This window comes from Pseudomonas sp. EU05-FHT14B02, from assembly GCF_058791055.1.
In genome coordinates this window covers 113,402-138,557 of sequence record NZ_JBYTDD010000016.1, presented here as the reverse complement: position 1 = coordinate 138,557, position 25,156 = coordinate 113,402, and the positions used below count along the sequence as shown (strand labels likewise).

Annotated in this window: 27 protein-coding genes; 16 read left to right on the top strand and 11 right to left on the bottom strand. The window is 59.5% G+C overall.

Going from position 1 to position 25,156, the window contains the following annotated elements; all coding sequences use genetic code 11:
• Positions 1-17: 17 nt before the first annotated feature.
• Positions 18-2,162 (bottom strand): ATP-dependent DNA helicase DinG, encoded by a 2,145-nt coding sequence (dinG, locus tag AC3WTM_RS16495; RefSeq protein WP_007992389.1) that lies wholly within the window; start codon positions 2,160-2,162, stop codon positions 18-20.
• 99 nt (positions 2,163-2,261) lie between these two features.
• On the opposite strand from dinG, the gene AC3WTM_RS16490 reads away from it, so the two are divergent.
• Positions 2,262-2,726 (top strand): CopD family protein, encoded by a 465-nt coding sequence (locus tag AC3WTM_RS16490; RefSeq protein ID WP_102669874.1) that lies wholly within the window; start codon positions 2,262-2,264, stop codon positions 2,724-2,726.
• A gap of 116 nt (positions 2,727-2,842) precedes the next feature.
• Here the strand turns inward: AC3WTM_RS16490 and AC3WTM_RS16485 are convergent, their stop codons facing one another.
• From AC3WTM_RS16485 to AC3WTM_RS16470, 4 genes are all read right to left on the bottom strand, one after another.
• A complete protein-coding gene (locus AC3WTM_RS16485) occupies positions 2,843-3,601 on the bottom strand; it encodes a hypothetical protein (RefSeq protein ID WP_102669873.1) in 759 nt (252 codons plus the stop codon).
• Positions 3,594-3,872: a DUF1145 domain-containing protein gene (locus tag AC3WTM_RS16480; RefSeq protein WP_102669872.1), complete on the bottom strand. Its 279-nt coding sequence runs from the start codon at positions 3,870-3,872 to the stop codon at positions 3,594-3,596. The genes AC3WTM_RS16485 and AC3WTM_RS16480 overlap by 8 nt, the downstream gene beginning before the upstream one ends.
• Before the next feature lie 148 nt (positions 3,873-4,020).
• On the bottom strand, positions 4,021-4,728 hold the full coding sequence (locus tag AC3WTM_RS16475; protein WP_102669871.1) for a PA1041 family peptidoglycan-binding anchor lipoprotein: 708 nt from the start codon (positions 4,726-4,728) through the stop codon (positions 4,021-4,023).
• A gap of 91 nt (positions 4,729-4,819) precedes the next feature.
• Positions 4,820-5,509: a PA1041 family peptidoglycan-binding anchor lipoprotein gene (locus AC3WTM_RS16470; protein ID WP_102669870.1), complete on the bottom strand. Its 690-nt coding sequence runs from the start codon at positions 5,507-5,509 to the stop codon at positions 4,820-4,822.
• Positions 5,510-5,698: 189 nt separating this feature from the next.
• Between AC3WTM_RS16470 and AC3WTM_RS16465 the strand changes: the two genes are divergently transcribed.
• The 4 genes from AC3WTM_RS16465 to AC3WTM_RS16450 all read left to right on the top strand — a co-directional run bounded on the left by AC3WTM_RS16465 (position 5,699) and on the right by AC3WTM_RS16450 (position 7,468).
• Entirely contained in the window at positions 5,699-6,196 is a 498-nt protein-coding gene (locus AC3WTM_RS16465; protein WP_057716122.1) for a DUF6231 family protein, read from the top strand.
• Positions 6,197-6,200: 4 nt separating this feature from the next.
• Positions 6,201-6,677, top strand: a complete 477-nt coding sequence (locus tag AC3WTM_RS16460) for a YchJ family protein (RefSeq protein WP_102669869.1) — start codon at positions 6,201-6,203, stop codon at positions 6,675-6,677.
• Positions 6,678-6,764: 87 nt separating this feature from the next.
• Positions 6,765-7,259, top strand: a complete 495-nt coding sequence (locus AC3WTM_RS16455) for an LEA/WHy family protein (protein WP_102669868.1) — start codon at positions 6,765-6,767, stop codon at positions 7,257-7,259.
• Positions 7,256-7,468, top strand: coding sequence for an SEC-C metal-binding domain-containing protein (locus AC3WTM_RS16450; RefSeq protein ID WP_015093814.1), 213 nt, complete (start codon positions 7,256-7,258; stop codon positions 7,466-7,468). Before AC3WTM_RS16455 ends, AC3WTM_RS16450 begins: the two co-directional genes overlap by 4 nt.
• 156 nt (positions 7,469-7,624) lie before the next feature.
• Here the strand turns inward: AC3WTM_RS16450 and AC3WTM_RS16445 are convergent, their stop codons facing one another.
• On the bottom strand, positions 7,625-8,182 hold the full coding sequence (locus AC3WTM_RS16445) for a cysteine hydrolase family protein (RefSeq protein ID WP_102669867.1): 558 nt from the start codon (positions 8,180-8,182) through the stop codon (positions 7,625-7,627).
• 194 nt (positions 8,183-8,376) lie between these two features.
• On the opposite strand from AC3WTM_RS16445, the gene AC3WTM_RS16440 reads away from it, so the two are divergent.
• The 6 genes from AC3WTM_RS16440 to AC3WTM_RS16415 all read left to right on the top strand — a co-directional run bounded on the left by AC3WTM_RS16440 (position 8,377) and on the right by AC3WTM_RS16415 (position 15,377).
• Positions 8,377-10,827 (top strand): penicillin acylase family protein, encoded by a 2,451-nt coding sequence (locus AC3WTM_RS16440; RefSeq protein WP_102669866.1) that lies wholly within the window; start codon positions 8,377-8,379, stop codon positions 10,825-10,827.
• A gap of 352 nt (positions 10,828-11,179) precedes the next feature.
• On the top strand, positions 11,180-11,962 hold the full coding sequence (locus AC3WTM_RS16435; protein WP_102669865.1) for a transporter substrate-binding domain-containing protein: 783 nt from the start codon (positions 11,180-11,182) through the stop codon (positions 11,960-11,962).
• Positions 11,963-12,018: 56 nt separating this feature from the next.
• On the top strand, positions 12,019-12,747 hold the full coding sequence (locus AC3WTM_RS16430) for an ABC transporter permease (RefSeq protein WP_057716128.1): 729 nt from the start codon (positions 12,019-12,021) through the stop codon (positions 12,745-12,747).
• Complete coding sequence (locus tag AC3WTM_RS16425) at positions 12,744-13,454, top strand: ABC transporter permease (RefSeq protein ID WP_102669864.1); 711 nt, start codon at positions 12,744-12,746, stop codon at positions 13,452-13,454. Before AC3WTM_RS16430 ends, AC3WTM_RS16425 begins: the two co-directional genes overlap by 4 nt.
• A gap of 26 nt (positions 13,455-13,480) precedes the next feature.
• Positions 13,481-14,599: a succinylglutamate desuccinylase/aspartoacylase family protein gene (locus AC3WTM_RS16420; protein ID WP_102669863.1), complete on the top strand. Its 1,119-nt coding sequence runs from the start codon at positions 13,481-13,483 to the stop codon at positions 14,597-14,599.
• 13 nt (positions 14,600-14,612) lie between these two features.
• Positions 14,613-15,377 carry an ABC transporter ATP-binding protein gene (locus tag AC3WTM_RS16415; RefSeq protein ID WP_102669862.1) on the top strand — a complete coding sequence of 255 codons (765 nt, stop codon included), beginning with the start codon at positions 14,613-14,615 and terminating at the stop codon, positions 15,375-15,377.
• A gap of 55 nt (positions 15,378-15,432) precedes the next feature.
• On the opposite strand, the gene AC3WTM_RS16410 is transcribed toward AC3WTM_RS16415, so the two are convergent.
• The 3 genes from AC3WTM_RS16410 to dcd all read right to left on the bottom strand — a co-directional run bounded on the left by AC3WTM_RS16410 (position 15,433) and on the right by dcd (position 16,943).
• Positions 15,433-15,813, bottom strand: coding sequence for a hypothetical protein (locus AC3WTM_RS16410; RefSeq protein WP_256586121.1), 381 nt, complete (start codon positions 15,811-15,813; stop codon positions 15,433-15,435).
• A gap of 246 nt (positions 15,814-16,059) precedes the next feature.
• Complete coding sequence (locus AC3WTM_RS16405) at positions 16,060-16,269, bottom strand: hypothetical protein (RefSeq protein WP_008052149.1); 210 nt, start codon at positions 16,267-16,269, stop codon at positions 16,060-16,062.
• Between the two features lie 107 nt (positions 16,270-16,376).
• Positions 16,377-16,943, bottom strand: coding sequence for a dCTP deaminase (gene dcd / locus AC3WTM_RS16400; RefSeq protein ID WP_102669860.1), 567 nt, complete (start codon positions 16,941-16,943; stop codon positions 16,377-16,379).
• Between the two features lie 353 nt (positions 16,944-17,296).
• On the opposite strand from dcd, the gene AC3WTM_RS16395 reads away from it, so the two are divergent.
• Positions 17,297-17,506, top strand: a complete 210-nt coding sequence (locus tag AC3WTM_RS16395) for a cold-shock protein (protein WP_002554837.1) — start codon at positions 17,297-17,299, stop codon at positions 17,504-17,506.
• Positions 17,507-17,655: 149 nt separating this feature from the next.
• Here the strand turns inward: AC3WTM_RS16395 and AC3WTM_RS16390 are convergent, their stop codons facing one another.
• Positions 17,656-18,663: a DUF481 domain-containing protein gene (locus AC3WTM_RS16390; protein WP_102669859.1), complete on the bottom strand. Its 1,008-nt coding sequence runs from the start codon at positions 18,661-18,663 to the stop codon at positions 17,656-17,658.
• Positions 18,664-18,793: 130 nt separating this feature from the next.
• Between AC3WTM_RS16390 and AC3WTM_RS16385 the strand changes: the two genes are divergently transcribed.
• The 4 genes from AC3WTM_RS16385 (at position 18,794) to AC3WTM_RS16370 (ending at position 23,616) form a co-directional block, all read left to right on the top strand.
• Positions 18,794-19,180, top strand: a complete 387-nt coding sequence (locus tag AC3WTM_RS16385) for an MGMT family protein (RefSeq protein ID WP_219733057.1) — start codon at positions 18,794-18,796, stop codon at positions 19,178-19,180.
• A 44-nt stretch (positions 19,181-19,224) separates the two neighbouring features.
• Positions 19,225-20,784 (top strand): AmpG family muropeptide MFS transporter, encoded by a 1,560-nt coding sequence (locus AC3WTM_RS16380; RefSeq protein WP_102669858.1) that lies wholly within the window; start codon positions 19,225-19,227, stop codon positions 20,782-20,784.
• A gap of 143 nt (positions 20,785-20,927) precedes the next feature.
• Positions 20,928-22,643: a proline--tRNA ligase gene (locus AC3WTM_RS16375; RefSeq protein ID WP_090453511.1), complete on the top strand. Its 1,716-nt coding sequence runs from the start codon at positions 20,928-20,930 to the stop codon at positions 22,641-22,643.
• Between the two features lie 19 nt (positions 22,644-22,662).
• Positions 22,663-23,616 (top strand): hypothetical protein, encoded by a 954-nt coding sequence (locus AC3WTM_RS16370; RefSeq protein ID WP_102669857.1) that lies wholly within the window; start codon positions 22,663-22,665, stop codon positions 23,614-23,616.
• A gap of 137 nt (positions 23,617-23,753) precedes the next feature.
• Here AC3WTM_RS16370 and dinB read toward each other — a convergent pair whose 3' ends face one another.
• Complete coding sequence (gene dinB / locus AC3WTM_RS16365; RefSeq protein ID WP_102669856.1) at positions 23,754-24,815, bottom strand: DNA polymerase IV; 1,062 nt, start codon at positions 24,813-24,815, stop codon at positions 23,754-23,756.
• Between the last annotated feature and the right edge of the window lie 341 nt (positions 24,816-25,156).

Here is a 25,156-nt window from a genome sequence, read left to right as displayed (position 1 = left end):
AACTGCCCACCGGTACTTCAGGAAATTTCTCGACGGAACGGCGGCAACGCGTTGAGGATGGCTTTGCCATAGCGCTGGGTCACCAGGCGCCGGTCGAGCAAGGTGATGGTGCCGCGGTCTTCTTCGGTGCGCAGCAAGCGACCGCAAGCCTGGACCAGTTTCAGCGAGGCGTCCGGCACGGAGATTTCCATGAACGGATTACCGCCCCTGGCTTCAATCCATTCGGCCAGCGCCGCCTCGACCGGATCATCGGGTACCGAGAAAGGAATCTTGGCAATGACCACGTGCTCGCAATAGGCGCCGGGCAAGTCGACCCCTTCGGCGAAGCTCGCCAGGCCGAACAACACGCTGGAATCGCCGCCATCTACCCGCGCCTTGTGCTTGTTCAGGGTTTCCTGTTTCGACAGGTTGCCCTGGATGAACACTTGCTTGCGCCAGTCGCGGTCCAGGCCGTCGAACACGTCCTGCATTTGTTTGCGCGAGGAAAACAGCACCAACGTGCCCCGCGAGCCTTCGACCAGCTCAGGCAAATCACGAATGATCGCGGCGGTATGTGCCGCCGCATCACGTGGATCGGCGTTCAGGTTCGGCACCCGCAACACACCGGCGTCAGCATGATGAAAGGGGCTTGGGACCACGGCGGTCACGGCTTTTTTCGGCAGGCCAGCGCGCATGCGAAAGCGATCGAAGGTGCCGAGGGCGGTCAAGGTCGCCGATGTAACCAGGCAGCCATACGCCACGTTCCACAGGTTTCGCCGGAGCATTTCCGCCGCGAGGATGGGGCTTGCATTGACCTCGATATCGAACAGCGAGCCGCTTTCGGCCAGGGTCAGCCAGCGCGCCATGGGCGGGTTGTCTTCCGGGTCTTCGACGGTGAAGGCGGTCCACAACTCCCAGTTGCCGGAAGAACGCGACAACAAGCTGCCGAACAGCGGATACCACTCCTCGGCCTGGTTGCTGGCGATGCCAATGTTGACCTCGCCGTCCATGCCTTCCTTGAGCAACTCGGTCAGGCGGGTGAACAGATCGGTCAGCCGTGCGAAGCCTTTCTTCAGCTCGATGCCCATTTCACGCATGTGCTCGGGAATCACCCCGCCGACGAATCGGTGACGCGGGCGCTCGCGGCCTTCGACGTCCTCGCCGGGTTTGAAATCGGCAATCTGCTCGCACGCGGTGAACATGAATTGCTGCTGGGTCTTGATCTCCCGCGCCAGTTCCGGCACCTGCTCGATCAACTTGCCCAGATCCCCCGGCAATGGATGCTGGGCCAGAAGTTTGGTGAGGTTCTTGGCGGTGGTTTCCAGCCAGTCGGCAGTGGAGCGCAGGCGCGTGTAGTGGGCGAAGTGGCCGATCGCCTTGTCCGGCAGGTGATGACCTTCGTCGAACACATAGATGGTGTCGCGCGGGTCCGGCAGCACGGCACCACCGCCCAACGCCAGGTCGGCCAGGACCATGTCGTGGTTGGTGACGATCACGTCGACCTTGCCCATGCCTTCGCGGGCCTTGTAGAAGGCGCACTGGCCGAAGTTCGGGCAATGACGGTTGGTGCACTGGCTGTGGTCGGTGGTCAGGCGCGCCCAGTCGGCGTCTTCCAGGGCGGTGGACCAACTGTCGCGGTCGCCGTCCCACTTATTGCCGGCGAGTTTTTCGATCATGCTGGTGAACAGCTTTTGACTGGCCTCGTCGACCTCGATCTTGAAACCTTCTTCTTCGAACAACTGAGCGGTGGCGGTCTGTGCGTGGCCTTCCTGGAGCAACATGTCGAGCTTGGACAGGCACATGTAGCGCCCGCGCCCTTTGGCCAGGGCGAAGCTGAAATTCAGCCCGCTGTTGCGCATCAGGTCAGGCAAGTCCTTGTAAACGATCTGCTCTTGCAGGGCCACGGTGGCCGTGGCGATCACCAGGCGCTTGCCGGCGGCCTTCGCCGTGGGAATCGCCGCCAGGCTATAGGCCACGGTTTTGCCGGTACCGGTGCCGGCTTCCACCGCGACAATCGCGGGGTCGCCACTGCGCCGGCCTTCGTCGTCGGTGTCGATGTCACCCAGGACCTTGGCGACTTCGGCGATCATCAGGCGTTGGCCATAGCGCGGTTTGAGGCTCTTGGCTTCGAGAAAACGCGAGTAGGCGCCCTGGATCGTGGTTTTGAGTTCAGTGCTGATCATGGATTGTCGGGCGCAAAAAACGCTGGATAAATTTTCAGTAGTTCGGTTCGGCCGCTATCATACCCCGCTAATGAATCCCGCGCAGAACGGAGTAACCCAATGACACCTTTTAGCCTCATTTATAGCCTGCACGTACTGGCGGCCCTGGTCTGGGTCGGCGGCATGTTTTTCGCCTGGATGGTCCTGCGCCCTGCTGCGATCAAGGCACTTGAAGGCCCTGCCCGACTGAAACTGTGGATAGAAGTGTTTCAAGGCTTTTTCCGCTGGGTCTGGGTGGCGGTGGTGCTATTGCCGGTCAGCGGCGTGGGCATGCTGCACATGCAATTCAACGGTTTTGAAGCCGCGCCGCGCTATGTGCAGGTAATGATGGGCTTGTATGTGGTAATGACCGCGCTGTTCATCCGCATTCAGGCGCTGATGCTGCCGGAACTGCGCACCGCCGTGGCCGAGCAGGATTGGCCAGCCGGTGCAGCGGTGCTGGGGCGGATCCGCAAGTTGGTAGGGATCAATCTGCTGGTAGGGTTGGCTTTGGTGGTGATTGCCGCGGCCCGGTCGATGTTCTAAAAGTATCGTCGGAACGCCGCCCGGACCAAGCTCGCACTCAGGAACTGCACAGATCCCGTGGGAGCGAGCTTGCTCGCGATAGCGGTCTGACAGACAGTTCAGATTTCGGCAACAGCTTACAACCGCTGCACCGTCACCGAACCCGCCGCCCCTTCTGGCCCAGGCTGACCATCAGCCCCGGGTTTACCGCTCTTGCCACCATCGGCCTTGTAAATCAGGCAGCCCTTGGCCTTGCCACCCGCGCCCGGTTTGCCGCCCGGGCCGGCCAGGCCACCGGCGCCGCCAGCCACCTGAACCTTGATCCGGTCTGCCGGGAAGTCGTGCGGCACTGCCAGTTTGACCAGCGCCCCCGGTGCTCCCGGCTGACCATTGCTGCCATCACTGCCATCGGCACCGCGACCGGCCTGCCCCCATGTGCAGCCCGGTTCTTGGCCGTTACCCCCATCAAGACCAACGAACCCCGGTGCACCCGCACCACCGCGAGCATCAACGGTCAATTGCGCTGCGTTCAGTGTCTTGATCTGCAAATCAAGGCTGCGCCCGGATCGAGCGGCCTTCTGGTAGGTCCCGGGTGAGCCACGGGAGGTGATCTGGCTGCCTTCGGACAAATCAGCGCGACGGACCTTCAGCGCCAACGTCTGTTCCCCCGGCACGATGGCAATGCGCGCTTCACGCCCCAGATGCAATTCACCCACGGTGACTTCGGTGACGTTCGAAGGAATCAGCAAGGTGCCGTAATCGGCCACTTCCAGACGTTCCAGTTGCAGGGCGCTGGCGGTGTTGGGCAAGCGCATCAGCGAGTTGGGTTCGACACTCACCACCTGTGCGCAGGCCAATGGGCTGATGAGTGCGGCGAGCAGACAGAGTTTACGCATGGGAAGCCTTCGAAGCGGTGGGGGTTGGAATGGTTTGCAGGTGGAATACGCCAAAAATGACGATCTTCAAGCGGTCAAGCCAGGGATGGGCGCGACCTCGAAGGCTGCGATAGCACAGCAACGCTTCCAGAAGATGGATGAACCCCAACAGGCCACCGGCCAGGTTGACCAACGGGTGCAGCGGAAAGACAAGCGGTATGAGCAGATTGACCAGCACTACCGCCCAGAACACCAAGGTCAGTAATCGCCCCAGTCCCCATATGACTTTCATACGCGCCCCCGATGAGAATTATTGTTTGCGCGCACAGTAACGGCTTCCACGCGGGATAAGCCAGAGGGCAACGGAAAATTCTTCATGGAGGCCGCCGAACGGCCGTCGCAGCGATCACACCAGTCGCTCGACGGCTCTATCTCTTGGTTCAGCGGTTTATATGCAGTTCCACGCGACGGTTTTTCGCACGGCCTTCTTCTGTTTCGTTGTCGGCAATCGGTTGGCTCTCGCCCCTGCCTTCGCTGGTGATTTTGTTCGGCGCCACACCCTGGCTCAACAGGTATTCCGCCACGCTGCTGGCACGCCGCTCCGACAAGGCCTGGTTATAGGCATCCGAACCGACACTGTCAGTGTGGCCGACCACCTTGATGCTGACCACATCGGCATCCTCGAACTTGCTCATCAACGCATCCAGTTGACTCTTCGCCGTCGGGGTCAGCTCAGATTGATTGAAGACAAACAGTACATCGCTCAGAGTAATGACTTCGGATTGCGCAGGCTCAACCTGGACGCTGTCCGGGTACTGCGGCACCACGCAACCGCGATGGTCGACCGGGGTATTGGCAGGGGTATCAGCGCAACGGTCGCGTCGGTCGAAAACGCCGTCGCCATCTTCGTCGCCATCCTGGGCATAGCAGATCAAGCCACCGGACAAGATACCCAGCGCCGCCCCACCCGCGGCCCAGGCACTACTCTCGATTGCGCCCAGACCACCACCGACCAGACCGCCGATGAGGCTGCAAATTGGCCAAGTGCGTTGATTGAGGGGGGCGGTGCCATCGCTGTGGGTCGCGCAGCCGGTCAAGAGGCTGCCAAGTAGCAGAACCGGCAAGACGGTCCTTGTGAGAACGATCATGTTGAAAGCTCCTGTGTCCCCGGCCAATACCGGTTACACAGGAGTAAAGACCCGCATCCGCGACTGCACAAGGCGCGGATGCGAGGGGGGATTAACGCTGGATTTTGATTTCGGTACGACGGTTCTGTGCACGACCGTCAGCGGTTTTGTTGTCAGCAACCGGCTGGCTTTCACCGGCACCGACAACCGACACGAAGTTGCTGCGAGGTACGCCTTGACCGATGAGGTATTCAACCACCGAGTGGGCGCGTTTATCCGACAGTTTCTGGTTGTAGGCGTCGCTACCCACGCTGTCGGTATGGCCGGTTACGGTCAGTTGAGCAGTCGGGGCTTCGGCTTTCAGGCGAGTAGCAATCTTGTCGAGTACCAGTTTGTCGGACGAGGTAAGCGTGGCTTTATCAAACTGGAAGTGGACATCGCGAATGACGATGGTTTCTTCCTGTACCACTACCGCTTCTTCGACCACAGGCGCTGGTGGTGGGCAACCGTTGGCATCGACTTGAACGCCTTTAGGCGTGCCTGGGCACTTGTCGCGACTATCCGGCACACCGTCGCCGTCTTCGTCGCCATCACCGTGCACCCAGCAATAAGCCGCTGCCGTACCGCCGACGAGCAGAGCACCATACCCTGCCCATGCCGAGCTTTCGGTCGCTCCGAGGCCCGCACCCACAACACCACCAACAGCCGCACAGGTCGGCCAGTCGGTTTTCTGCAAACCTGCGCAACCAGTCAAGACACTGGTTAGCAGAACCAAGGGTAATGCTGTCCGAACTATGCTCATCTAGTTTTCTCCTGAAGGATCGGCTTAGAACCGATTCAGGTAGTAAAGACCCGAGTTTTAAACTCCGCCAGCAATAGGCCATGCTGTTTATTCGCGTATTAACGGCAGCTTGGCGCTTTTGTCGCCAAGGCGCTCTAGGCCCGAACGTAAGGGCAGGCTAGTCTTGGCAGATCTGATTGAGGATCTTCGATGACTGCAGGTATTTCTTCACGCACGCCACAACAGGCACTGGCCGCGTTACTCGACCGATATGCCCCCACACGTCTGTTGTTGATCGGCGCCAGCGAGTTCCCGGCACTGGAGGCTTTCAAACTCGCTCACCCGGACAGCTGCGTCGCTTTCGCCGCCCCCGGGCCGTTGCCCGACGAGTTGGCGGCTCGCCGTTTCGACCTGGCCCTGGTGGTCGATTGCCTGGAGCATCTGCCCAAGCGCGACGGCCTGAACCTGCTGGGCGGCATCCGCAACCTCAACGCCAGCCGCATCGCGGTGCTGGCGGATCTGCCGGCCTGTGGCTGGCAGGAAACCGACTTTTTCTCCCTGGCCCTGCAAGCCAGTGAACGCTTCCAACGGGACGAACAGGTCCTGACCCTGTTTACCTACGATCTGCTTGAATACAAACAAGTCCCCGACTGGCTCAATTCGCGCTTCTGGGCCAATCCGGAAAACTTCGGGAAATACTGGTGGTAATGCAATGAGTACATCCATTTGCCCTTGCGGCAGCGGCACCCTGCTCGACGCCTGCTGTGGTCACTACCATGCCGGACACCCGGCGCCGTGCGCGCAAGCCTTGATGCGCTCACGCTACAGCGCCTATGTGCTGGGGCTGGTCGACTATCTGGTGGCCACCACCCTGCCCGCCCAACAGGCCGGCCTGGACCGTCAATCGATCAGCGACTGGAGCGCGCAAAGTACGTGGCTGGGCCTTGAGGTGGAAAGCTCCGAAGTGCTGGGCGGCCAGCCTGAACATGCTTTCGTGACTTTCACCGCGCGCTGGCACAATAGCAATGGCGAGCACAGTCATCGAGAGCGCTCATCCTTCGTACAGAACGCCGGACGCTGGTATTTCATCGACCCCACCGTGCAACTCAAACTCGGGCGCAATGACCCTTGCCCGTGTGCGAGTGGGCAGAAGTTCAAGAAGTGTTGTGCGGGGTACTTCAGCAGCTAGTACATGGAATGACTGTCCACCACGCAGGAGCTGTCGAAGACTGCGATCCTTTGGGTCTAGACTGGGGCTCAAGGGAGAAACACCACGATGATCATCCGCCGCTGCGCACTTTGTCTGTTCACCTTGTTCCTGACACTGGGACTCGGTGGCTGTGCGTCGTGGTTCGACGACGACTTGCCGGACCCCGAGGTCCATCTGGTGAAGATCGAGGTGGTCAACGCCAAACTGCTGGAACAGAAATTCCTCCTGCATTTTCGCATCGACAACCCCAACGACAGCGATCTGACGGTGCGTGCTCTGGAGTACCGCGTTCACTTGGGCGACATACTGCTGGCCGACGGCGAGTACGAACACTGGTTCACCATCAGCCCCAGGCACAGCGCTTACTTCAAGGTACCGATCCGCACCAACCTGTGGTCCAAGGTCCGTGATCTGGCCAAACTGCAGAAAAAATCCGATCAACCCATTCCCTATCGTCTGGAAGGTGAACTGGAAACCGGTATATTCATCACCCACTACGTGCACCTGACGCGCAATGGCGTGATAATCGCCGCCGATTTAATTCCGGAGCAACACCGATGACCCAGCAACCCCATGTCCACGGCCCTGACTGCAATCACGATCATGATCATGACCATCACCACCATGATCACGACCATGGCCATGTCCACGGTCCGAACTGCGGCCACGCTCACCAGGAACCGGTGCGCAATGCCCTGAAAGACGTTGGCCGCAACGATCCGTGCCCATGCGGCAACGGCAAGAAATTCAAAAAGTGCCACGGCGCTTGATGCTTCGGGCGAAGACTTGCTTCGCCTGTTGAATCGCCATCCTCTCCTGTGGGAGCGAGCTTGCTCGCGATGACGGCAACACATCAACTATCAATGTGTCAGTCAGACCGCTATCGTCGGAACGCCGCCCGGAGCAAGCTCGCTCCTACAGGTTTTTCAGTCAGCCTTTAATACACATGCGGTGCTGACCACCGTCGCATACTCACCGTGCAAATTCCCCAGCGACATCGCATGCACCACTTCGGCGCTATGGGTTTGGCCAAAGAAATCAGCCTTGTCGAAGGTAAAACACGCATCCTCGGCCACCCACGTATCAAACCCCAGGTTGCCCGCGGTACGCGCCGTGGACTCCACCGAGTTGTGGGTCGCGACACCGACGATGATCAACTGCCCGATCCCCGCCTCGCGCAACTGCGCCTCCAGCCCCGTCGAACAAAACGCATCCGGCACCTGCTTCTGGATCAAGCGTTCACCGGCCATTGGCTCAAACCGTTCCTGAAACTCCACCCCCGACTGCTGCGGCCAGAATACCGAGTCCTCCGAGCGGGACAGGTGCTGCACATGAATCACCGGCCGGGCGGTACGTCGCCAATGGCCAAGCAAGTCCAGCATGCGCGTTTCGGCCTCTGGATTATTCCTGCGACCGAGCCTGGGGTGCAGGATGCCTTTTTGTTGATCGATGATGATCAGTGCCGCGTTTGCCTTGAGCTCCATGCCGACTGTTCTCCTGGATTGTTGAGCGTTTCGCACTTCAACATCTCCCATTGCGACTGACAAGACCGCGATCTTTCCGGTTTATCAGACAAATCCTGAAATAACCTTGTACCCCGCTTGCGCGGCCACCTCTCGCTCACTAACGTAGCGCCTTTATTGCGCGCCGCCGCCTCTACCCCCGCAGGAGCTTTGCCATGGCCTCGCCAGCCCTTACTCATTTTCTACCCCGGTTCGGCGTTGCCGCAGCAGTGGCCGGTGTGTTGAGCCTGACCGGTTGTCAGAACTTCAACGCCCAGGACACCCTCCCGCCGACCTCCGGCGTACAACCACTCAAGGGCCTGGCGCAGAGCGTTTCGGTGCGCCGCAATGCCATGGGCATGCCGCTGATCGAAAGCAACAGCTTCCACGACGCGCTGTTCACCCTCGGTTACGTGCATGCCAACGACCGCATCACCCAGATGGCCACCCTGCGCCTGCTGGCCCAGGGCCGTTTGGCCGAGATGCACGGTGCGGACCTGCTGGATGCCGACCGTTACATGCGGGCGGTCAACCTGAAGAAAAGTGCTGGCGAGCTGTACAAGGCTTCTTCACCGCGCCTCAAGCGTTTCTTCGAAGTCTATGCGCGCGGGGTCAACGCCTACCTGTTCCGCTACCGCGACAAACTGCCGGCGGATCTGGCAGCCACCGGCTACAAGCCTGAGTACTGGCAGCCGGAGGATTCGGCGCTGATTTTCTGCCTGCTGAACTTCAGCCAGTCGACCAACCTGCCGGAAGAAATTTCCTCGCTGGTAATGGCCCAGACCGTCACCACCGACAAACTTGCATGGCTGACGCCGTCGGCTCCCGACGAAAAACTGCCGGTCGCCGAAAGCGAAAAACTGCAAGGCCTCAAGCTCAACGGGCAAGTACCGGGGCTGGCCGAACTCAGCAAAGCCACGGGCCAACTGTCGGACCTGAACCTGCTGGGCGCCACTTCGTCGAACAACTGGGCCATCGCCCCACAACGCAGCCGCAGCGGCAAGAGCCTGCTGGCCAGTGACAGTCATGGCCCGCTGGGCGTGCCTTCGTTGTTCAGTTACGTGCAGATTCGCGCGCCGAAGTATCAGGCATCCGGTGTGACCATCGCGGGTCTGCCGATGGTGCTTGGAGGTTTCAACGGCAAGGTGGCGTGGAGCATGACGTCCGTGATGGGCGACAACCAGGACCTGTTCCTGGAGAAGATCAAGCGCCAGAGCAGCGGGCTTACCTACGAAAACGCCGGGAAGTGGCAGCCGGCGATCGTGCGCAACGAAACCTATTTCGTCAAAGGCCAGCGGCCGATTCGCGAAGCGGTGTACGAAACCCGCCATGGCCCGCTGCTCAACAGCGCCCAGGGCACCACGCTGGCCAATGGTTTCGGCCTGGCCTTGCAGACGCCGAACTTCACCGACGACAAGACCCTGGACGCGCTCTTCGACCTGTCCCGCGCCCAGAGTGTCGAGAAAGCCTCGGATGCCAGCCGCGAAATCCGCGCCATTGCGATGAACCTGGTGTTCGCCGATGTCAGCCACATCGGCTGGCAAGTCACCGGTCGTTACCCGAACCGCCGCGAAGGCGAAGGCTTGCTGCCCTCGCCGGGCTGGGAAGGTCGATACGATTGGGACGGTTACGCCGACCCGATGCTGCACCCGTACGATCAGGACCCGGCCCAGGGCTGGCTCGGCACCGCCAACCAGCGGGTCATTCCCCATGGCTACGGCATGCAGCTGTCCAATTCCTGGGCCACTCCGGAGCGCGGCGAGCGCTTGGCTGAACTGGCCGGCGCAGGCAAACACGACAGCCGCAGCCTGATCGCCATGCAATACGACCAGACCACCACCTTCGCTGCCAAGCTGAAGGAAATGTTCGAAGCGCCGGGTATGGCCCAGCCACTCAAACAAGCCATGGACGCCTTGCTGGCGGCCGATCGCGCCAAGGCACACGAAGCCTACAGCCGCTTGATGGCGTTCGACGGCAAGCTCAGCCCGACCTCCACCGATGCGGCCATCTACGAACTGTTCCTGCAGGAAAGCACGCGCCAGATTTTCCTCGATGAACTGGGCCCGGAAAGCAGCCCGACGTGGAAAGCTTTTGTTGCCGACGGCAAGTTGTCCTATGCGGCCCAGGCCGATCACTTGCTCGGGCGTGAGGACAGCCCGTTCTGGGATGACGTGCGCACCGCACAGAAAGAAGACAAACCGGCCATCCTCGCCCGCAGCCTCGCCGCCGCGATCAGCGCCGGCGACAGTCAGTTGGGCGGCGATCACAAAGCCTGGCAATGGGGCAGACTGCATCGCTATGAATGGAAAAACAGCAGCGGCCAGACCGTGCGCGGACCGCTGCCGGCCGGTGGAGACCACACCACTCTCAACACCGCCGCCTTCGCCTGGGGCCAGGACTTCAACACCACGCTGGCGCCAGCCATGCGCTTTATCGTCGACTTCGGCCAGTCCGAACCGCTGATGGCGCAGAACGGCACCGGCCAGTCCGGCAACCCGGCCAGCCCGAACTACCTCAACAGCATCGAGCCGTGGTTCAAGGGACAGTACATGAGCCTGCCGATGCAGCCGCAGAACTTCGACAACGCCTATGGCAAGGCGCGGTTGACGTTGACACCCGGTAAATAACCCAGCCCTTTACCTGCCCGCGATAGCGGTCTGACATTCAAAATAGAGGTTGAATGTCAGACCGCTATCGCGGTTGCGCTGACTCAAGGACAAGTCGTGTCACGAGGTGGAGTTCCCGGTCATGCGAAACCTGCTCAGTCAATCCGTTCTTTTGTGGCGAGTTGATTTGGTGCACCCATTTCCCTGCGCCCGTTTTCGTGCATAAATCTGTCTCCGGCCATTTCCAAGCACCTGAATAAAACGCTTGTTCGGCACTCTGGTTCGGAAATTGCTACTTTCAACAGGTCTTACGCTTTCCAGTAACAATAATTCTGCGCCACAAGCGCTCATATTGGTTTTTAGGGATTGAATAATGAAAAAAGCATTGCTGACCCTTTCTGCACTGGCGTTGTGCATGGCGGCTGGTTCCGCCATGGCGAAGGAGTACAAAGAACTGCGTTTCGGCGTTGACCCTTCCTACGCACCGTTCGAATCGAAAGCGGCCGATGGCAGCCTGGTAGGCTTTGACATCGATCTGGGGAACGCGATCTGCGCCGAACTGAAGGTCAAGTGCAAGTGGGTCGAGAGTGACTTCGATGGCATGATTCCGGGCCTGAAAGCCAATAAATTCGACGGTGTGATTTCGTCGATGACCGTTACCCCGGCCCGTGAAAAAGTCATCGACTTCTCCAGCGAGTTGTTCTCCGGCCCAACCGCCTACGTGTTCAAGAAAGGCTCCGGCCTGACCGAGGACGTCGCTTCACTGAAGGGCAAAACCGTAGGCTACGAGCAAGGCACCATCCAGGAAGCCTACGCCAAAGCCGTTCTCGACAAGGCCGGCGTGAAAACCCAGGCCTATCAGAACCAGGATCAGGTGTATTCCGACCTGACTTCCGGCCGTCTCGACGCAGCGATCCAGGACATGCTGCAAGCCGAACTAGGCTTCTTGAAGTCACCAAAAGGTGAGGGCTACGAAATCAGCAAGCCAGTCGACAGCGAACTGCTGCCTGCCAAAACCGCGATCGGTATTAAGAAAGGTAACACCGAGCTGAAAGCACTTTTGGATAAAGGTATCAAAGCGTTACACGATGATGGCACCTACGCCACCATTCAGAAGAAACACTTTGGCGATCTGAATCTGTACAGCGGCAAATAATGCCCGGCGCCCATCTCTCGATGGGCGCTTTTTTCATCCGATCAGGTTGCTGATTTATGTTCGAAACCTTATTAGAAAATCTGGGGCTCTCTGCCTTCAGCCTCAAGGGCTTCGGTCCGCTGCTGATGCAAGGCACCTGGATGACGATCAAGCTGTCGGCGTTGTCGCTGTTGCTGGCCGTGCTGCTCGGGCTGCTCGGCGCCAGTGCCAAGCTGTCAAAAGTCAAACTGATGCGCGTGCCTGCCCAGCTCTACACCACACTCATTCGTGGCGTTCCGGACCTGGTCCTGATGCTGCTGATCTTCTACAGCCTGCAAACCTGGCTGACCTCGTTTACCGATTACATGGAATGGGAATACATCGAGATCAACCCGTTCAGCGCCGGGGTCATCACCCTGGGCTTCATCTATGGTGCGTATTTCACTGAAACCTTCCGTGGCGCGATTCTCGCCGTCCCACGGGGTCAGGTCGAAGCGGCCACCGCCTATGGCCTCAAGCGCGGCCAGCGTTTCTGGATCGTGGTGTTCCCGCAGATGATGCGTTATGCCCTGCCGGGTATCGGCAACAACTGGATGGTGATGCTCAAGGCCACGGCCCTGGTGTCGATCATCGGCCTCGCCGACCTGGTCAAGGCTGCCCAGGACGCCGGCAAAAGTACCTATCAGCTGTTTTATTTCCTGGTGCTTGCCGCGCTGATCTACCTGGTGATCACCAGCGCGTCCAACGTCATCCTGCGCTGGCTCGAACGTCGTTACTCCGCCGGGACCCGGGAGGCCGTACGATGATCGAACTCCTGCAGGAATACTGGAAACCCTTCCTCTATAGCGACGGCAACAACATCACCGGCCTGGCCATGACGATGTGGCTGCTCAGCGCTTCGATCTTCATCGGTTTTATCGTGTCGATCCCGCTGTCCATCGCCCGTGTATCGCCGCACTTCTACATCCGTTGGCCGGTACAGTTCTATACCTACCTGTTCCGTGGCACCCCGCTCTATATCCAGCTATTGATCTGTTACACGGGGATCTACAGCCTGGCCGCCATTCGGGCCCAGCCCATACTGGACGCGTTCTTTCGCGATGCGATGAACTGTACGATCCTGGCCTTCGCCCTGAACACCTGCGCCTATACCACGGAGATCTTCGCCGGGGCCATCCGCAGCATGAACCACGGCGAAGTCGAAGCGGCCAAGGCTTACGGCCTGACCGGCTGGAAACTGTATGCCTACGTGATCATGCCATCGGCCTTGCGTCGCTCGTTGCCGTACTACAGCAACGAAGTGATCCTGATGCTGCACTCGACCACCGTGGCCTTCACCGCGACCATCCCGGACGTGCTCAAAGTTGCTCGGGACGCCAACTCGGCGACCTTCCTGACCTTCCAGTCGTTCGGCATCGCCGCGCTGATCTACCTGACCGTCACTTTTGCGCTGGTCGGCCTGTTCCGCCTTGCCGAACGCCGATGGCTGGCCTTCCTCGGGCCGACCCACTAGGTCTCAACCTGCTTCAGGAACAACAGATGCGCCACCAGAAACATGACCTGCTGGCCCCACTGCCGGGGACCGCGAGACAGATCCACAGCTTTCACTTCGGCCCTCAATCGGCCAACGGCAAGATCTACATCCAGGCCTCCCTGCACGCCGACGAAATGCCCGGCATGCTGGTGGCCTGGCACCTCAAGCAACGCCTGGCGGAGCTGGAAGCCGCCGGGCGCCTGCGCAGCGAAATCGTGCTGGTGCCCATCGCCAACCCGGTGGGCCTGGAACAGGTGCTGATGGATGTGCCGCTGGGTCGCTACGAGCTGGAAAGCGGCCAGAACTTCAACCGCTGGTTCGTCGACCTCAGCGAGGAAGTCGGCAACGCGATCGAAGGCAAGCTCGGTGACGATCCGCAGCACAACCTGCAATTGATCCGCAGCAACCTGCGCGACGCGCTGGCCCGGCAGACCGCCGGCACCCAGTTGCAATCCCAGCGCCTGACCCTGCAGCGACTGGCCTGCGACGCCGACATGGTGCTCGACCTGCATTGCGATTTCGAAGCGGTCGCACACCTCTACACCACACCTGAAGCCTGGTCGCAGGTCGAGCCGCTGGCCCGTTACATCGGCGCCCAAGCCAGCTTGCTGGCAACCGATTCCGGTGGCCAGTCGTTCGACGAATGCTTCACCCTGCTCTGGTGGCAACTGAAGGATCGCTTCGGCGAGGACTTCGATATTCCGCCGGGCAGTTTTTCGGTGACCGTCGAACTGCGAGGTCAAGGCGACGTCAATCACCCGCTGGCGAGCCTCGATTGCCAGGCACTGATCGATTACCTGATCCATTTCGGCGCGATCGCCGGCGAACCCGCCCCCCTGCCCGACCTGCCCTATCCGGCGACACCGCTGGCCGGTGTTGAGCCAGTGACCACGCCCGTCGGCGGCCTGCTGGTGTTCACCGCGCGGCCGGGCCAGTACCTGGAAGCCGGGCAACTGATCGCCGAGATCATTGATCCGGTCAACGATCTGGTCACTCCCGTTCATTGCGCCACAGCCGGGCTGATGTACGCGCGCTCGCTGCGCCGCATGGCCACTGCCGGCATGGTGATCGCCCACGTCGCGGGCACCGAAGCCTATCGCAGCGGCTATCTACTTTCGCCTTGAGGATGCACGCCCCATGTACAAATTGACCATCGAAGGCCTGCATAAAAGCTACGGCGACCATGAAGTCCTCAAAGGTGTTTCGCTCAAGGCCAAAACCGGCGACGTCATCAGTCTGATCGGCGCCAGCGGCTCGGGTAAAAGTACCTTTCTGCGTTGCATCAACTTCCTGGAACAACCCAACGATGGCGCCATGAGCCTCGACGGGCAGAACATCCGCATGATCAAGGATCGTCACGGCATGCACGTGGCCGACGCCGATGAACTGCAGCGAATTCGCACCCGCCTGGCCATGGTGTTCCAGCATTTCAACCTGTGGAGCCACATGACGGTGCTGGAAAACATCACCATGGCCCCCCGCCGGGTGCTGGGCTGTGACAGGAAAGAAGCCGAGGATCGCGCCCGGCGCTACCTGGACAAGGTGGGGCTGGCCCCTCGTGTCGCTGACCAATACCCGGCATTCCTGTCCGGCGGTCAGCAACAACGGGTAGCGATTGCCCGCGCACTGGCCATGGAGCCGGAAGTCATGCTGTTCGACGAACCGACCTCGGCGCTGGACCCGGAACTGGTGGGTGAAGTGCTCAAGGTGATCCAGGGCCTGGCCGAAGAAGGCCGGACCATGATCATGGTGACCCACGAAATGAGCTTCGCCCGCAAAGTGTCGAGCCAGGTGTTGTTTCTGCACCAGGGCCTGGTGGAGGAAGAAGGCGCACCGGAAGAGGTGCTGGGCAATCCGAAAAGCGAGCGGTTGAAGCAGTTCCTCAGCGGCAACCTGAAATAGCCGCCGGGAGTAGAAATGGAAGCCGGCTTGTCCGGCTTCCAACATCAATCAACCATTATGCCCCCGCTTCGTTTTCCAGCCTGAAACTGCCATTTGTCACCTGTAGACCATTAGCGTCCGTCCCACTGAAGCGCCCGGTAAACTGCGCATCACCTCCCACAGTTAACTCAAGCGTTCCTGGATAAAGCTCTGCCTCCGAGTTGCCGATCACATGGATGACCATGGGAGCTGCCTCATTGAGCCTGAGGCTGTAGCTGCCACTCTGGATGTCCCTCGGCAGGTACACGTAAAACGCAGTCCCCTGACCGTTATCCGCCTCAATGCAATGGATGTCTGAACGCTGATAAAAATCGAGCCCATCCGTTACGCGAAACTGCATGGAGCCGCTCGTCGTGATTACATCGGCACTCAAATACCCCGATCGATTAGCACTCATCTGAATATTCCTTTTCATATTCGAAGTTAACTGCCTGACGCCCTTTGCTTCCGACCCAAGGGCACGCAGTTCCTGAATGGAACCACAGCCGTGCCCGTTGATTGGTTTCAACGATAGACACAGTTACTTCCGAATATTTTCAGGCTGATTCAGACGCCACGGTTGTCAACAGCAACAACAGGCACAGGCCTGCTTGCTGAGGACGACAGTGGCAATTCACCGACCATGAGTAGCGGAAATCGAAAGTCAGACAACAGGCGCAGGCGGCGGCTCATCCGGCAGCGTAGGCTCGCCCGGTTCATTAGGCTGCTCGTTCGGGGTATCAGGATCAGGCTGGCCGGGAATGCCCCCTGCCATGCTGACGGGCGGGTGTGCCAACAAGGACCAGGCCAGAACGCCAACCTGATTGGGTTCAAGCCTTGCCAGTTCGGCACTGATTCGCGGATCGATCTTCATTCGGCACTCCTGAGCGATGACCCGACCCACCTTGCGCGGATCGGAACAGTACACTCCATAGAGTGTACGCCCGCTCAGGAATTCCCGGCATTTGCCAGACGATTGACTCAGGTGCGAGGCAGCGTCACGCCACGCTGGCCCTGATACTTGCCGCCACGGTCCTTGTAGGACACTTCACACTCTTCGTCCGACTCAAGGAACAGCATCTGTGCCACGCCCTCGTTCGCGTAGATTTTCGCCGGCAGATTGGTGGTGTTGGAGAACTCGAGGGTCACGTGACCTTCCCACTCAGGCTCGAGCGGTGTGACGTTGACGATGATGCCGCAGCGCGCATAGGTGCTTTTACCCAGGCAAATGGTCAAAACATTACGCGGAATGCGGAAATATTCGACGGTGCTGGCCAGGGCAAAGGAGTTCGGCGGAATGATGCACACGTCGCTGTGGACGTCGACGAAACTGCCGGCATCGAAGTTCTTCGGGTCGACGATGGCCGAATTGATGTTGGTGAACACCTTGAAATGATTGGTGCAACGCACATCGTAGCCGTAGCTCGACACGCCGTAGGAGATCACACGGCTATCGTCGCTGCCGCGCATCTGGCGCTCGACGAATGGCTCGATCATGCCGTGTTCCTGCGCCATGCGGCGAATCCACTTGTCCGATTTGATGCTCATGGCGGGTGTCCTGAATAGCGAGGTCGAAAAATTCTGTCCGGCATCTTACCGGGCGCGCCGCCGGGTTCAAAGTCCGCGGTGCAATTCTCGCCGAACAGGCAGGAATTACCTGCGCTGGCGACGAACCGTCACACCGCCGATCCTTAAAACAGAGAAACCTGTGCAAGAAGCATTGGCACGTTCCGGAAAAAGGGTTAAGGTGGCGTCACTGTGCTGCTTGTGTCACTGAGAATCTCTACACGATATGTTGAATTTCGATCCAACCATCTACAAGAATTTTTCCTGCTCTTTGCACTCAGTCTCGGCCAGGGTTCTTCCTGAGTCGCAGTTATCTTTGTTCAAGGAGTTACACCATGTCTAATCGCCAAACCGGTACCGTTAAGTGGTTCAACGATGAAAAAGGCTTCGGCTTCATCACTCCACAATCCGGTGACGACCTGTTCGTTCACTTCAAAGCTATCCAGTCCGACGGCTTCAAAAGCCTGAAAGAAGGCCAACAGGTTTCTTTCATCGCTACCCGCGGTCAGAAAGGCATGCAAGCTGAAGAAGTTCAAGTTATCTAACTTGTACTTGCTTTAGTAAAAAGCCCCGCCCTCAACAGCGGGGCTTTTTTGTGGGCGGGTGTTTTGTCCACACAAAAAAGATCGCCGCCTTCGACAGCTCCCGGGTTGCCCCTGCAGGCGCTGTCGAAGGCGGCGATTTTTTGATGCCCTTACCAGGTCACGCCAAACCCTGCGGTGTAGCGTGTCTTGTCCAGATCCGCATCGTCGGCACCGCTGATGATATCGCGCTCTGCCTTCAGGTTCAGCGAAGCCCAGTCAGTCACCTTGTATCGCAACCCCATCTCGGCATCGAGCGCGTAGTCGGCCACGCCCGACAGCGGCTTGCCGACCTCACCATTGGTGAAGAACTCGACACGTTTGCCGATCAGGTAGCGGTTGTAGTCCCACTTCATGGCCAAGGCGTAGAAATTTTCCTCGCTGCCATCGGAGAATTCATAGTCCGTGCGGTTGACCAGTGAGCCCAGGGAGAACGCCCCGAGTTCGTTATCCCAGAACTGATAGCCGGGACCGGTACCGACGGTGCGTTGACGGGAAAGGTCTTCTACCTTGTCGCGTTTGTAGACCAGGCGCCCCTGCCAGAACCATTGCTCGGTCAGGAATCGGTCGATGGAGTACTCCGCCCGCCAGTTGTCCGTGGTCACCACGTCGTCCTGGAACTCACGGTTGTACTCACCTTCAGCGGTGTGCCGCCAGCGCCCGTGTCGCGCACTGGTCTTGAAGTCGATGTCGTAGTCATCGGTGTCGTTTTCCGCCCGCTGATAATCCAGCGCGACATCGACGTTGCCTTTCCACACCAGATCCTCGACCACCTGTTTTGGCTTGAGAATCTGCTGGATGCTCGCCAGTTCGACCGTCTTCGGTCCCTCGCCGTTGGCCAGCGTGACCTTGCCGTCGTCCGCCGCTTTCAACGATTTGGCTTTCTCACCACTGTAGGCATCCTGCTTGACCAGCAACTCCTGATCGCTGTCCAGGGTCTTGACCTGTTTCCAGTCGATCGTCACCGCACCGGCGTACTCGGTCTGGATTAGCAGCTTTCCGCCATCGAACAGCGTGATCTTCCCGCTCAGCTTGTCACCGTTCTTCAACCACACGGTATCGGCCAGCAAGGGAGAGGATGCGCCAAGGACGGCGAGACACAGCAGGGATCTGGACAACATAAACAAAATACAGGCTCAGGCTTGCGAGAAAAGTCGGCATTATCCGTAGGAACAAGGCCCTGACAAGGACTGACCCGACTATTTCTGTTGAGTTCATTTCTCAACTTCCTGCGCAGGAATTACTCTACAGATGGTAAGGCAAACTTCTTCAGGACTGACGGACGTGACCGATCCAACCGAAGACCCCGAGAGTGCAGCACAAATCCGACGCACGGCGCTGTATTTGACGCTGGCACAAGTACCCGAGGGCAAAGTCGTCAGCTACGGCCAGTTGGCCGAGCTCGCAGGACTGGGTCGCGCCGCCCGCTGGGTCGGGCGCACACTCAGTCAACTGCCCGGCGACAGCAAGTTACCCTGGCACCGTGTTCTGGGCGCAAACGGGCGTATCAGCCTGCCGGTCGGCAGCCCTTCGGGTGATGAGCAGCGCGCACGATTACGCATGGAGGGCATCAGTGTCCTGAACAATCGTGTTGATATTCAGCGCCATGGCTGGCGTCCGGTAGAGCACAGCGGTTAGAGTGCGCGCTTTGTTTCCGTATTTCTTGAGGCAGACTCCAGCCCATGCCCCGTAAAACCTGGCGCGCCGCGCTCGCCGCTTATGCCAGCCCCTCGACACTCGTGCTGTTGCTGCTTGGTTTCGCCGCCGGCCTGCCCTACATGCTGGTGTTTTCGACGCTTTCAGTCTGGCTGCGTGAAGCCGGCGTGGCGCGTGAAACCATTGGCTATGCAAGCCTGATCGGCCTGGCGTATGCCTTCAAATGGGTCTGGTCACCCCTGCTCGACCAATGGCGACTGCCATTGCTCGGCAAACTCGGTCGACGAAGGTCCTGGCTCGTGCTGTCCCAGGCACTGGTCATCCTTGGCCTGATCGGGATGGGTTTCTGTGACCCGCAAAAGCATTTGTCCTGGCTGATCGCCATTGCCGTCGTCGTCGCATTCGCATCAGCGACGCAGGACATCGCAGTCGATGCCTACCGCCTGGAAATCGCCGAAGACAACCGCCAGGCCGCACTGGCCGCCAGTTACATGTCCGGTTACCGGGTCGCTGCGCTGCTGGCTACCGCAGGCGCGCTGTACTTCGCCGAAGGTTTTGGCTCCACTGGCTTCAACTACAAGCATTCGGCCTGGGCCGGCACTTACATCCTGTTCGGCGCCCTGATGGTCCCGGCACTGCTGACATCCCTGTTCATGCGCGAGCCGCCAGTACCATTGCGCACGCAGCTACAGGCCGGGCGCTACAGTTTCGTGCATCAGCTGGCCTCGGTATTCGTGCTGATCGTATTGCTGGTGTCCGTGCCGGCCTTGTTCACCCAGCTCTACAACACCGACTTCGCCAGCGTAGTGTTCGAAGGCGTGAGCGTGCTCGACCTGCTGCTGGAGGACCGCGCCTTCCTGCGCGCAATTCTCTATACCACCCTCACCGCCCTGTGCCTCTCGGCCATGGGCCGTCGCGGCCTGGCGCCAGTGCTGACACCTGTCAACGACTTCATCCTGCGATACCGCTGGCAAGCGCTGCTGCTGCTCGGTTTGATCGCCACCTATCGGATGTCCGATACGGTCATGGGCGTAATGGCCAACGTGTTCTATATCGACCAGGGCTTCACCAAGGACCAGATCGCCAGCGTCAGCAAAATCTTCGGCCTGATCATGACCCTGGTCGGCGCTGGCATGGGCGGCCTGCTGATCGTGCGTTTCGGCATCCTGCCGATCCTGTTCATCGGCGGTGTCGCCTCCGCGGCGACCAACATCCTGTTCCTGATGCTCGCCGACATGGGCCCCAACCTGAACATGCTGGTGCTGACCATCTCCCTGGACAACTTCAGCTCGGGCCTGGCGACCTCGGCGTTCGTCGCCTACCTGTCGAGCCTGACCAACCTCAAATTCTCCGCCACCCAATACGCCCTGCTCAGCTCGATCATGCTGCTACTGCCACGCCTGATCGGCGGCTACTCCGGGGTCATGGTGGAGAAGTTCGGTTATCACGACTTCTTCCTGATTACCGCCCTGCTGGGCGTCCCGACCCTGCTGTTGATCGCCTTGCACTGGTTCCAGGAGAACCGCCGTGCAGGTCCGACACCTACACCGGAACCGGTGCAGACCCCGGTCGCCGAAGAATCGTAGGTTCTTTACCCAGGAAGAATCGCGGAGGGCCGAGTGAATCGTGCCCTCCTGCCACACCACCGACCGCACGCCTGTACGCCAGCGGATCTCGCCCGTACAATGCTCCGTCATATCTCGTCATCAGCAATCGATAACGGCCAACCATGCGCACCAGTCAATTTTTGCTCGCCACACAAAAAGAAACGCCTTCCGACGCGGTCGTGATCAGCCACCAGCTGATGCTGCGCGCCGGCATGATCCGCAAACTCGCCTCAGGCCTGTACACCTGGTTGCCGATGGGCTTGCGGGTAATGCGCAAGGTCGAAGCAGTCGTTCGTGAAGAAATGAACGCTGCCGGCTCTCTCGAAGTGTTGATGCCAAGCACGCAACCGGCTGAGCTGTGGCAGGAATCCGGGCGCTGGGAAGAGTACGGCCCTGAATTGCTGCGCTTCAAGGATCGCCACGGTCGCGACTTCTGCGCCGGCCCGACCCACGAAGAAGTCATTACCGATCTGATGCGTAACGAATTGAGCAGCTACAAGCAGCTGCCGATCAACCTGTACCAGATCCAGACCAAATTCCGTGACGAAATCCGCCCACGCTTCGGCTTGATGCGCGGCCGCGAATTCATCATGAAGGACGCCTACTCCTTCCACGCCGACCAGCCTTCGCTGCAGGTCACCTACGACCGCATGCACCAGGCCTACTGCAACGTTTTCACCCGTCTGGGCCTGAAGTTCCGCCCTGTAGAGGCCGACAACGGCTCCATCGGCGGTGCCGGCTCCCACGAGTTCCACGTACTGGCCGAGTCCGGTGAAGACGACATCGTGTTCAGCAACGGCTCCGACTACGCCGCCAACATCGAAAAAGCCGAAGCCGTGCCTCGCGAAACCTCGCGTGCCGCTGCGACCGAAGAGCTGCGCCTGGTCGACACGCCGAACGCCAAGACCATTGCGCAACTGGTCGAAGGCTTCAACCTGCCGATCGAGAAAACCATCAAGACCCTCGTGGTGCATGCTGAAGAGAAAGGCAAGCTGATTGCCCTGATCATCCGTGGCGACCATGAGCTGAACGAAATCAAGGCCGCCAACCAGCCAGGCGTTGCCAGCCCGCTGGTCATGGCCTCGGAAAGCGAACTGCGCGAGGCCATTGGCGCCGGTGCCGGTTCCCTCGGCCCGCTGAACCTGCCGCTGCCGATCATCATCGACCGCTCGGTCGAGCTGATGAGCGACTTCGGCATCGGTGCCAACATCGATGATAAACACTACTTCGGCGTGAACTGGGAACGCGACCTGCCTGTTCCGACCGTTGCCGACCTGCGCAACGTCGTGGCCGGCGACCCGAGCCCGGACGGCAAGGGCACCCTGGAAATCAAGCGCGGCATCGAAGTCGGACACATCTTCCAGCTGGGTAACAAGTACAGCAAAGCGATGAAATGCGAAGTGTTGGGCGAGAACGGCAAGCCCGTCACCCTGGAAATGGGCTGCTACGGCATCGGTGTGTCTCGCGTGGTGGCGGCTGCCATCGAGCAGAACAACGACGAAAACGGAATCATCTGGAGCGACACCCTCGCGCCGTTCCAGATTGCCTTGGTGCCGCTGCGCTACGAAACCGAACAGGTTCGCGAAGCCACCGACAAGCTGTACGCGCAACTTACCGCTGCCGGCTTCGAAGTGCTGCTGGATGACCGCGACAAGAAAACCAGCCCGGGCATCAAGTTCGCGGACATGGAGCTGATCGGCATTCCACACCGAATCGTGGTCAGCGACCGCGGCCTGGCCGAAGGCAACCTGGAATACAAGAGCCGTACCGAGGCCGACGCACAAGCGCTGCCGGTCGCCGACGTACTGTCCTTCCTTCAGGCCCGCATCCGCCGCTGATAGCAGATATAGAGACGTCATGTTCAAGCGAAACACCTTAGGCCTCGGTGGTGCCGCCTTGTGCGGCGCCCTGCTGGTCAGCGGCTGTGCCAATCAAATGTCACAACGCAGCGAGCACGAGGAACGTGTCGAGCGCAAATTGCTCGATCACAGCCTGCAGATCGATGTTGGTGAGCCCAAGGTGCTTGAGCTTCCGCAACGGCGGGTGAAAATCCACGAGCAGAAGACTTTCGAAGTCACCGAATACGAAGTCACGCGCCACTACGACCGCTATACGCCGTACCAACCCTGGCGGGAGATTTACGAAATCCCGCTGGGTGCGGTGGCCGTGGTAGCGGGTGTCGGTGCCAACGTAGTCAATGTGTTCGCCCTCGGCAATTTGCCGGACAGCGTGACCAAGGATTGGCTGAGCTACGGTTTCGCCGGGCTCAACCCGTTCATGAACGTGCAGTCCCATGGTCGCGCGCAGCAGAACCTGGCCGGTATTGATGAAGTCCAGCGCGACAAGCGCACGGAGTACTCAAGCCTGCCCTGGAGCGAGCGCCCGGTCGAGGTCAAGGCCGGCAAGGAAACCTTCGAACTGACCACCGACAAAAACGGCGTGTTGCGCCTGAATCTGTTGGACAACCCGTTCGCCGAACATGACATCAATCACCTGAGCCGGTTGCTGATTCGTGTCGAGGATGCCAAGGACGACGCACACACAGACGCCTCGCTAGCAGTCAGCAGCACCTTGCGCAGCAAGCTCTATGAGGCCCATGGGCTGATTTATGACGATCTCGAGGGCGACGAAGTCAATCAGTGGGTCCACCGGGTCAAGCGTCTGTCGGAGCTGGGACTTGAAGAGGAAGCCAGCGAACTGGAACAGAGCCTGATCGAACTGACGCGCAATGATCCTGAATTGCAGACTGAGTTCCTGAAGTCACTGGCCCGCAATGGCGAGCGACTGGTGGCGAATCCGGGGCTGAACTGAAAGCCAAAAGCTAAAAGCTTCGTCGGTTCGCCGCCCGGTGCAAGCCCACTCCCACAGTTGATCACGCGGTCCATTGTGGGAGCGGCGGTGCGGCGATCCGACTTGCTCGCGAAGGGGCCCGCACACTCACAACGAAACTACCGCTCAAACAACTCCATCTGCTCGAACCCACCCCGCAAGTCCTCCAGCCGCACCCCGACACCCAACAACCTCACCGGCTTACCGCCGCGATTGAAGGCCTGGGTCAGCATCAACTGATAGCTGCCCAGATCCCGCCCTGCCCCGGCCTGCTCCAATGTAGTCTGAGTGAAGTCGCGGAACTTCACTTTGACGAATGGCTTGCCCGGACGATAGCTGCTGTCGATTCGCGCCATGCGACCGGCCAGGGTCTCCAGCAGCTCGGGCAACTTGTCCAGGCAACTCTTCAGATCCGGCAGGTCAACATCGTAGGTGTTTTCAACACTGATCGACTGACGGCGACTGTCGTTATGCACCACGCGGTCATCAATCCCACGGGCCAGGCTCCAGAGTCGCTCGCCAAAGCTGCCGAATTCACGCACCAGCGCCAACTTGTCCCACTCGCGCAATTGCAGGCAATCGGTGATACCCAGCTTGCCGAGCTTGTCGGCGGTGACTTTGCCGACCCCGTGCAATTTGCTCACCGGCAAACCACTGACAAAGTCCTCGACCTGGTCCGGAGTGATGACAAACAGGCCGTTGGGCTTTTTCCAGTCACTGGCAATCTTGGCCAGAAACTTGTTCGGCGCCACACCCGCTGACACGGTGATATGCAGCTGGTTGGAGACCCGGCGCCGGATGTCCTGGGCGATTCGCGTTGCACTGCCTGCGAAATGCGCGCTGTCCGACACATCGAGGTACGCCTCATCGAGCGACAGCGGCTCGATGATCTCGGTGTAATCACGAAAGATCGTATGAATCTCCCTGGACGCTTCTCTATAGGCATCCATGCGTGGCTTGACGATGGTCAGGTCCGGGCACAGCTTCAAGGCATGCCCGGAGGACATCGCCGAACGCACCCCGTACGCTCGCGCCTCATAATTGCAGGTGGCAATTACCCCGCGCCGGTCCGCCGCCCCACCTACCGCCAGTGGTTTACCGGCCAGGCTTGGGTCGTCGCGCATCTCGATGGCTGCATAGAAGCAGTCACAATCGACGTGGATGATCTTGCGTTGGGTCATAGCAAAGCTGTGTTCATGGCAAGGAAAAGGCGTCATGGCGTGCCGGACAAACAGTATCTCACCGGCACCTGTATATAGCACCAGTAGTCTGAATGTTCTTTTCCAATCGTAGGAAGAGTCGATTATGAATTTATTTTTTCAATCGAAAAATTACTTTCAATAGACTCGCAGGCCTTGTCCTGCCTGCCTCACAGGCCGGTCGACCTCCCCCTTTGAACGCTAAGCGATTGAACGGGAAGAGGTTTTATCGGAATTTGAGGTTGACACCCGAGCGCATCTCTATAGAATGAGCCCCACAGACGCGGGATGGAGCAGTCTGGTAGCTCGTCGGGCTCATAACC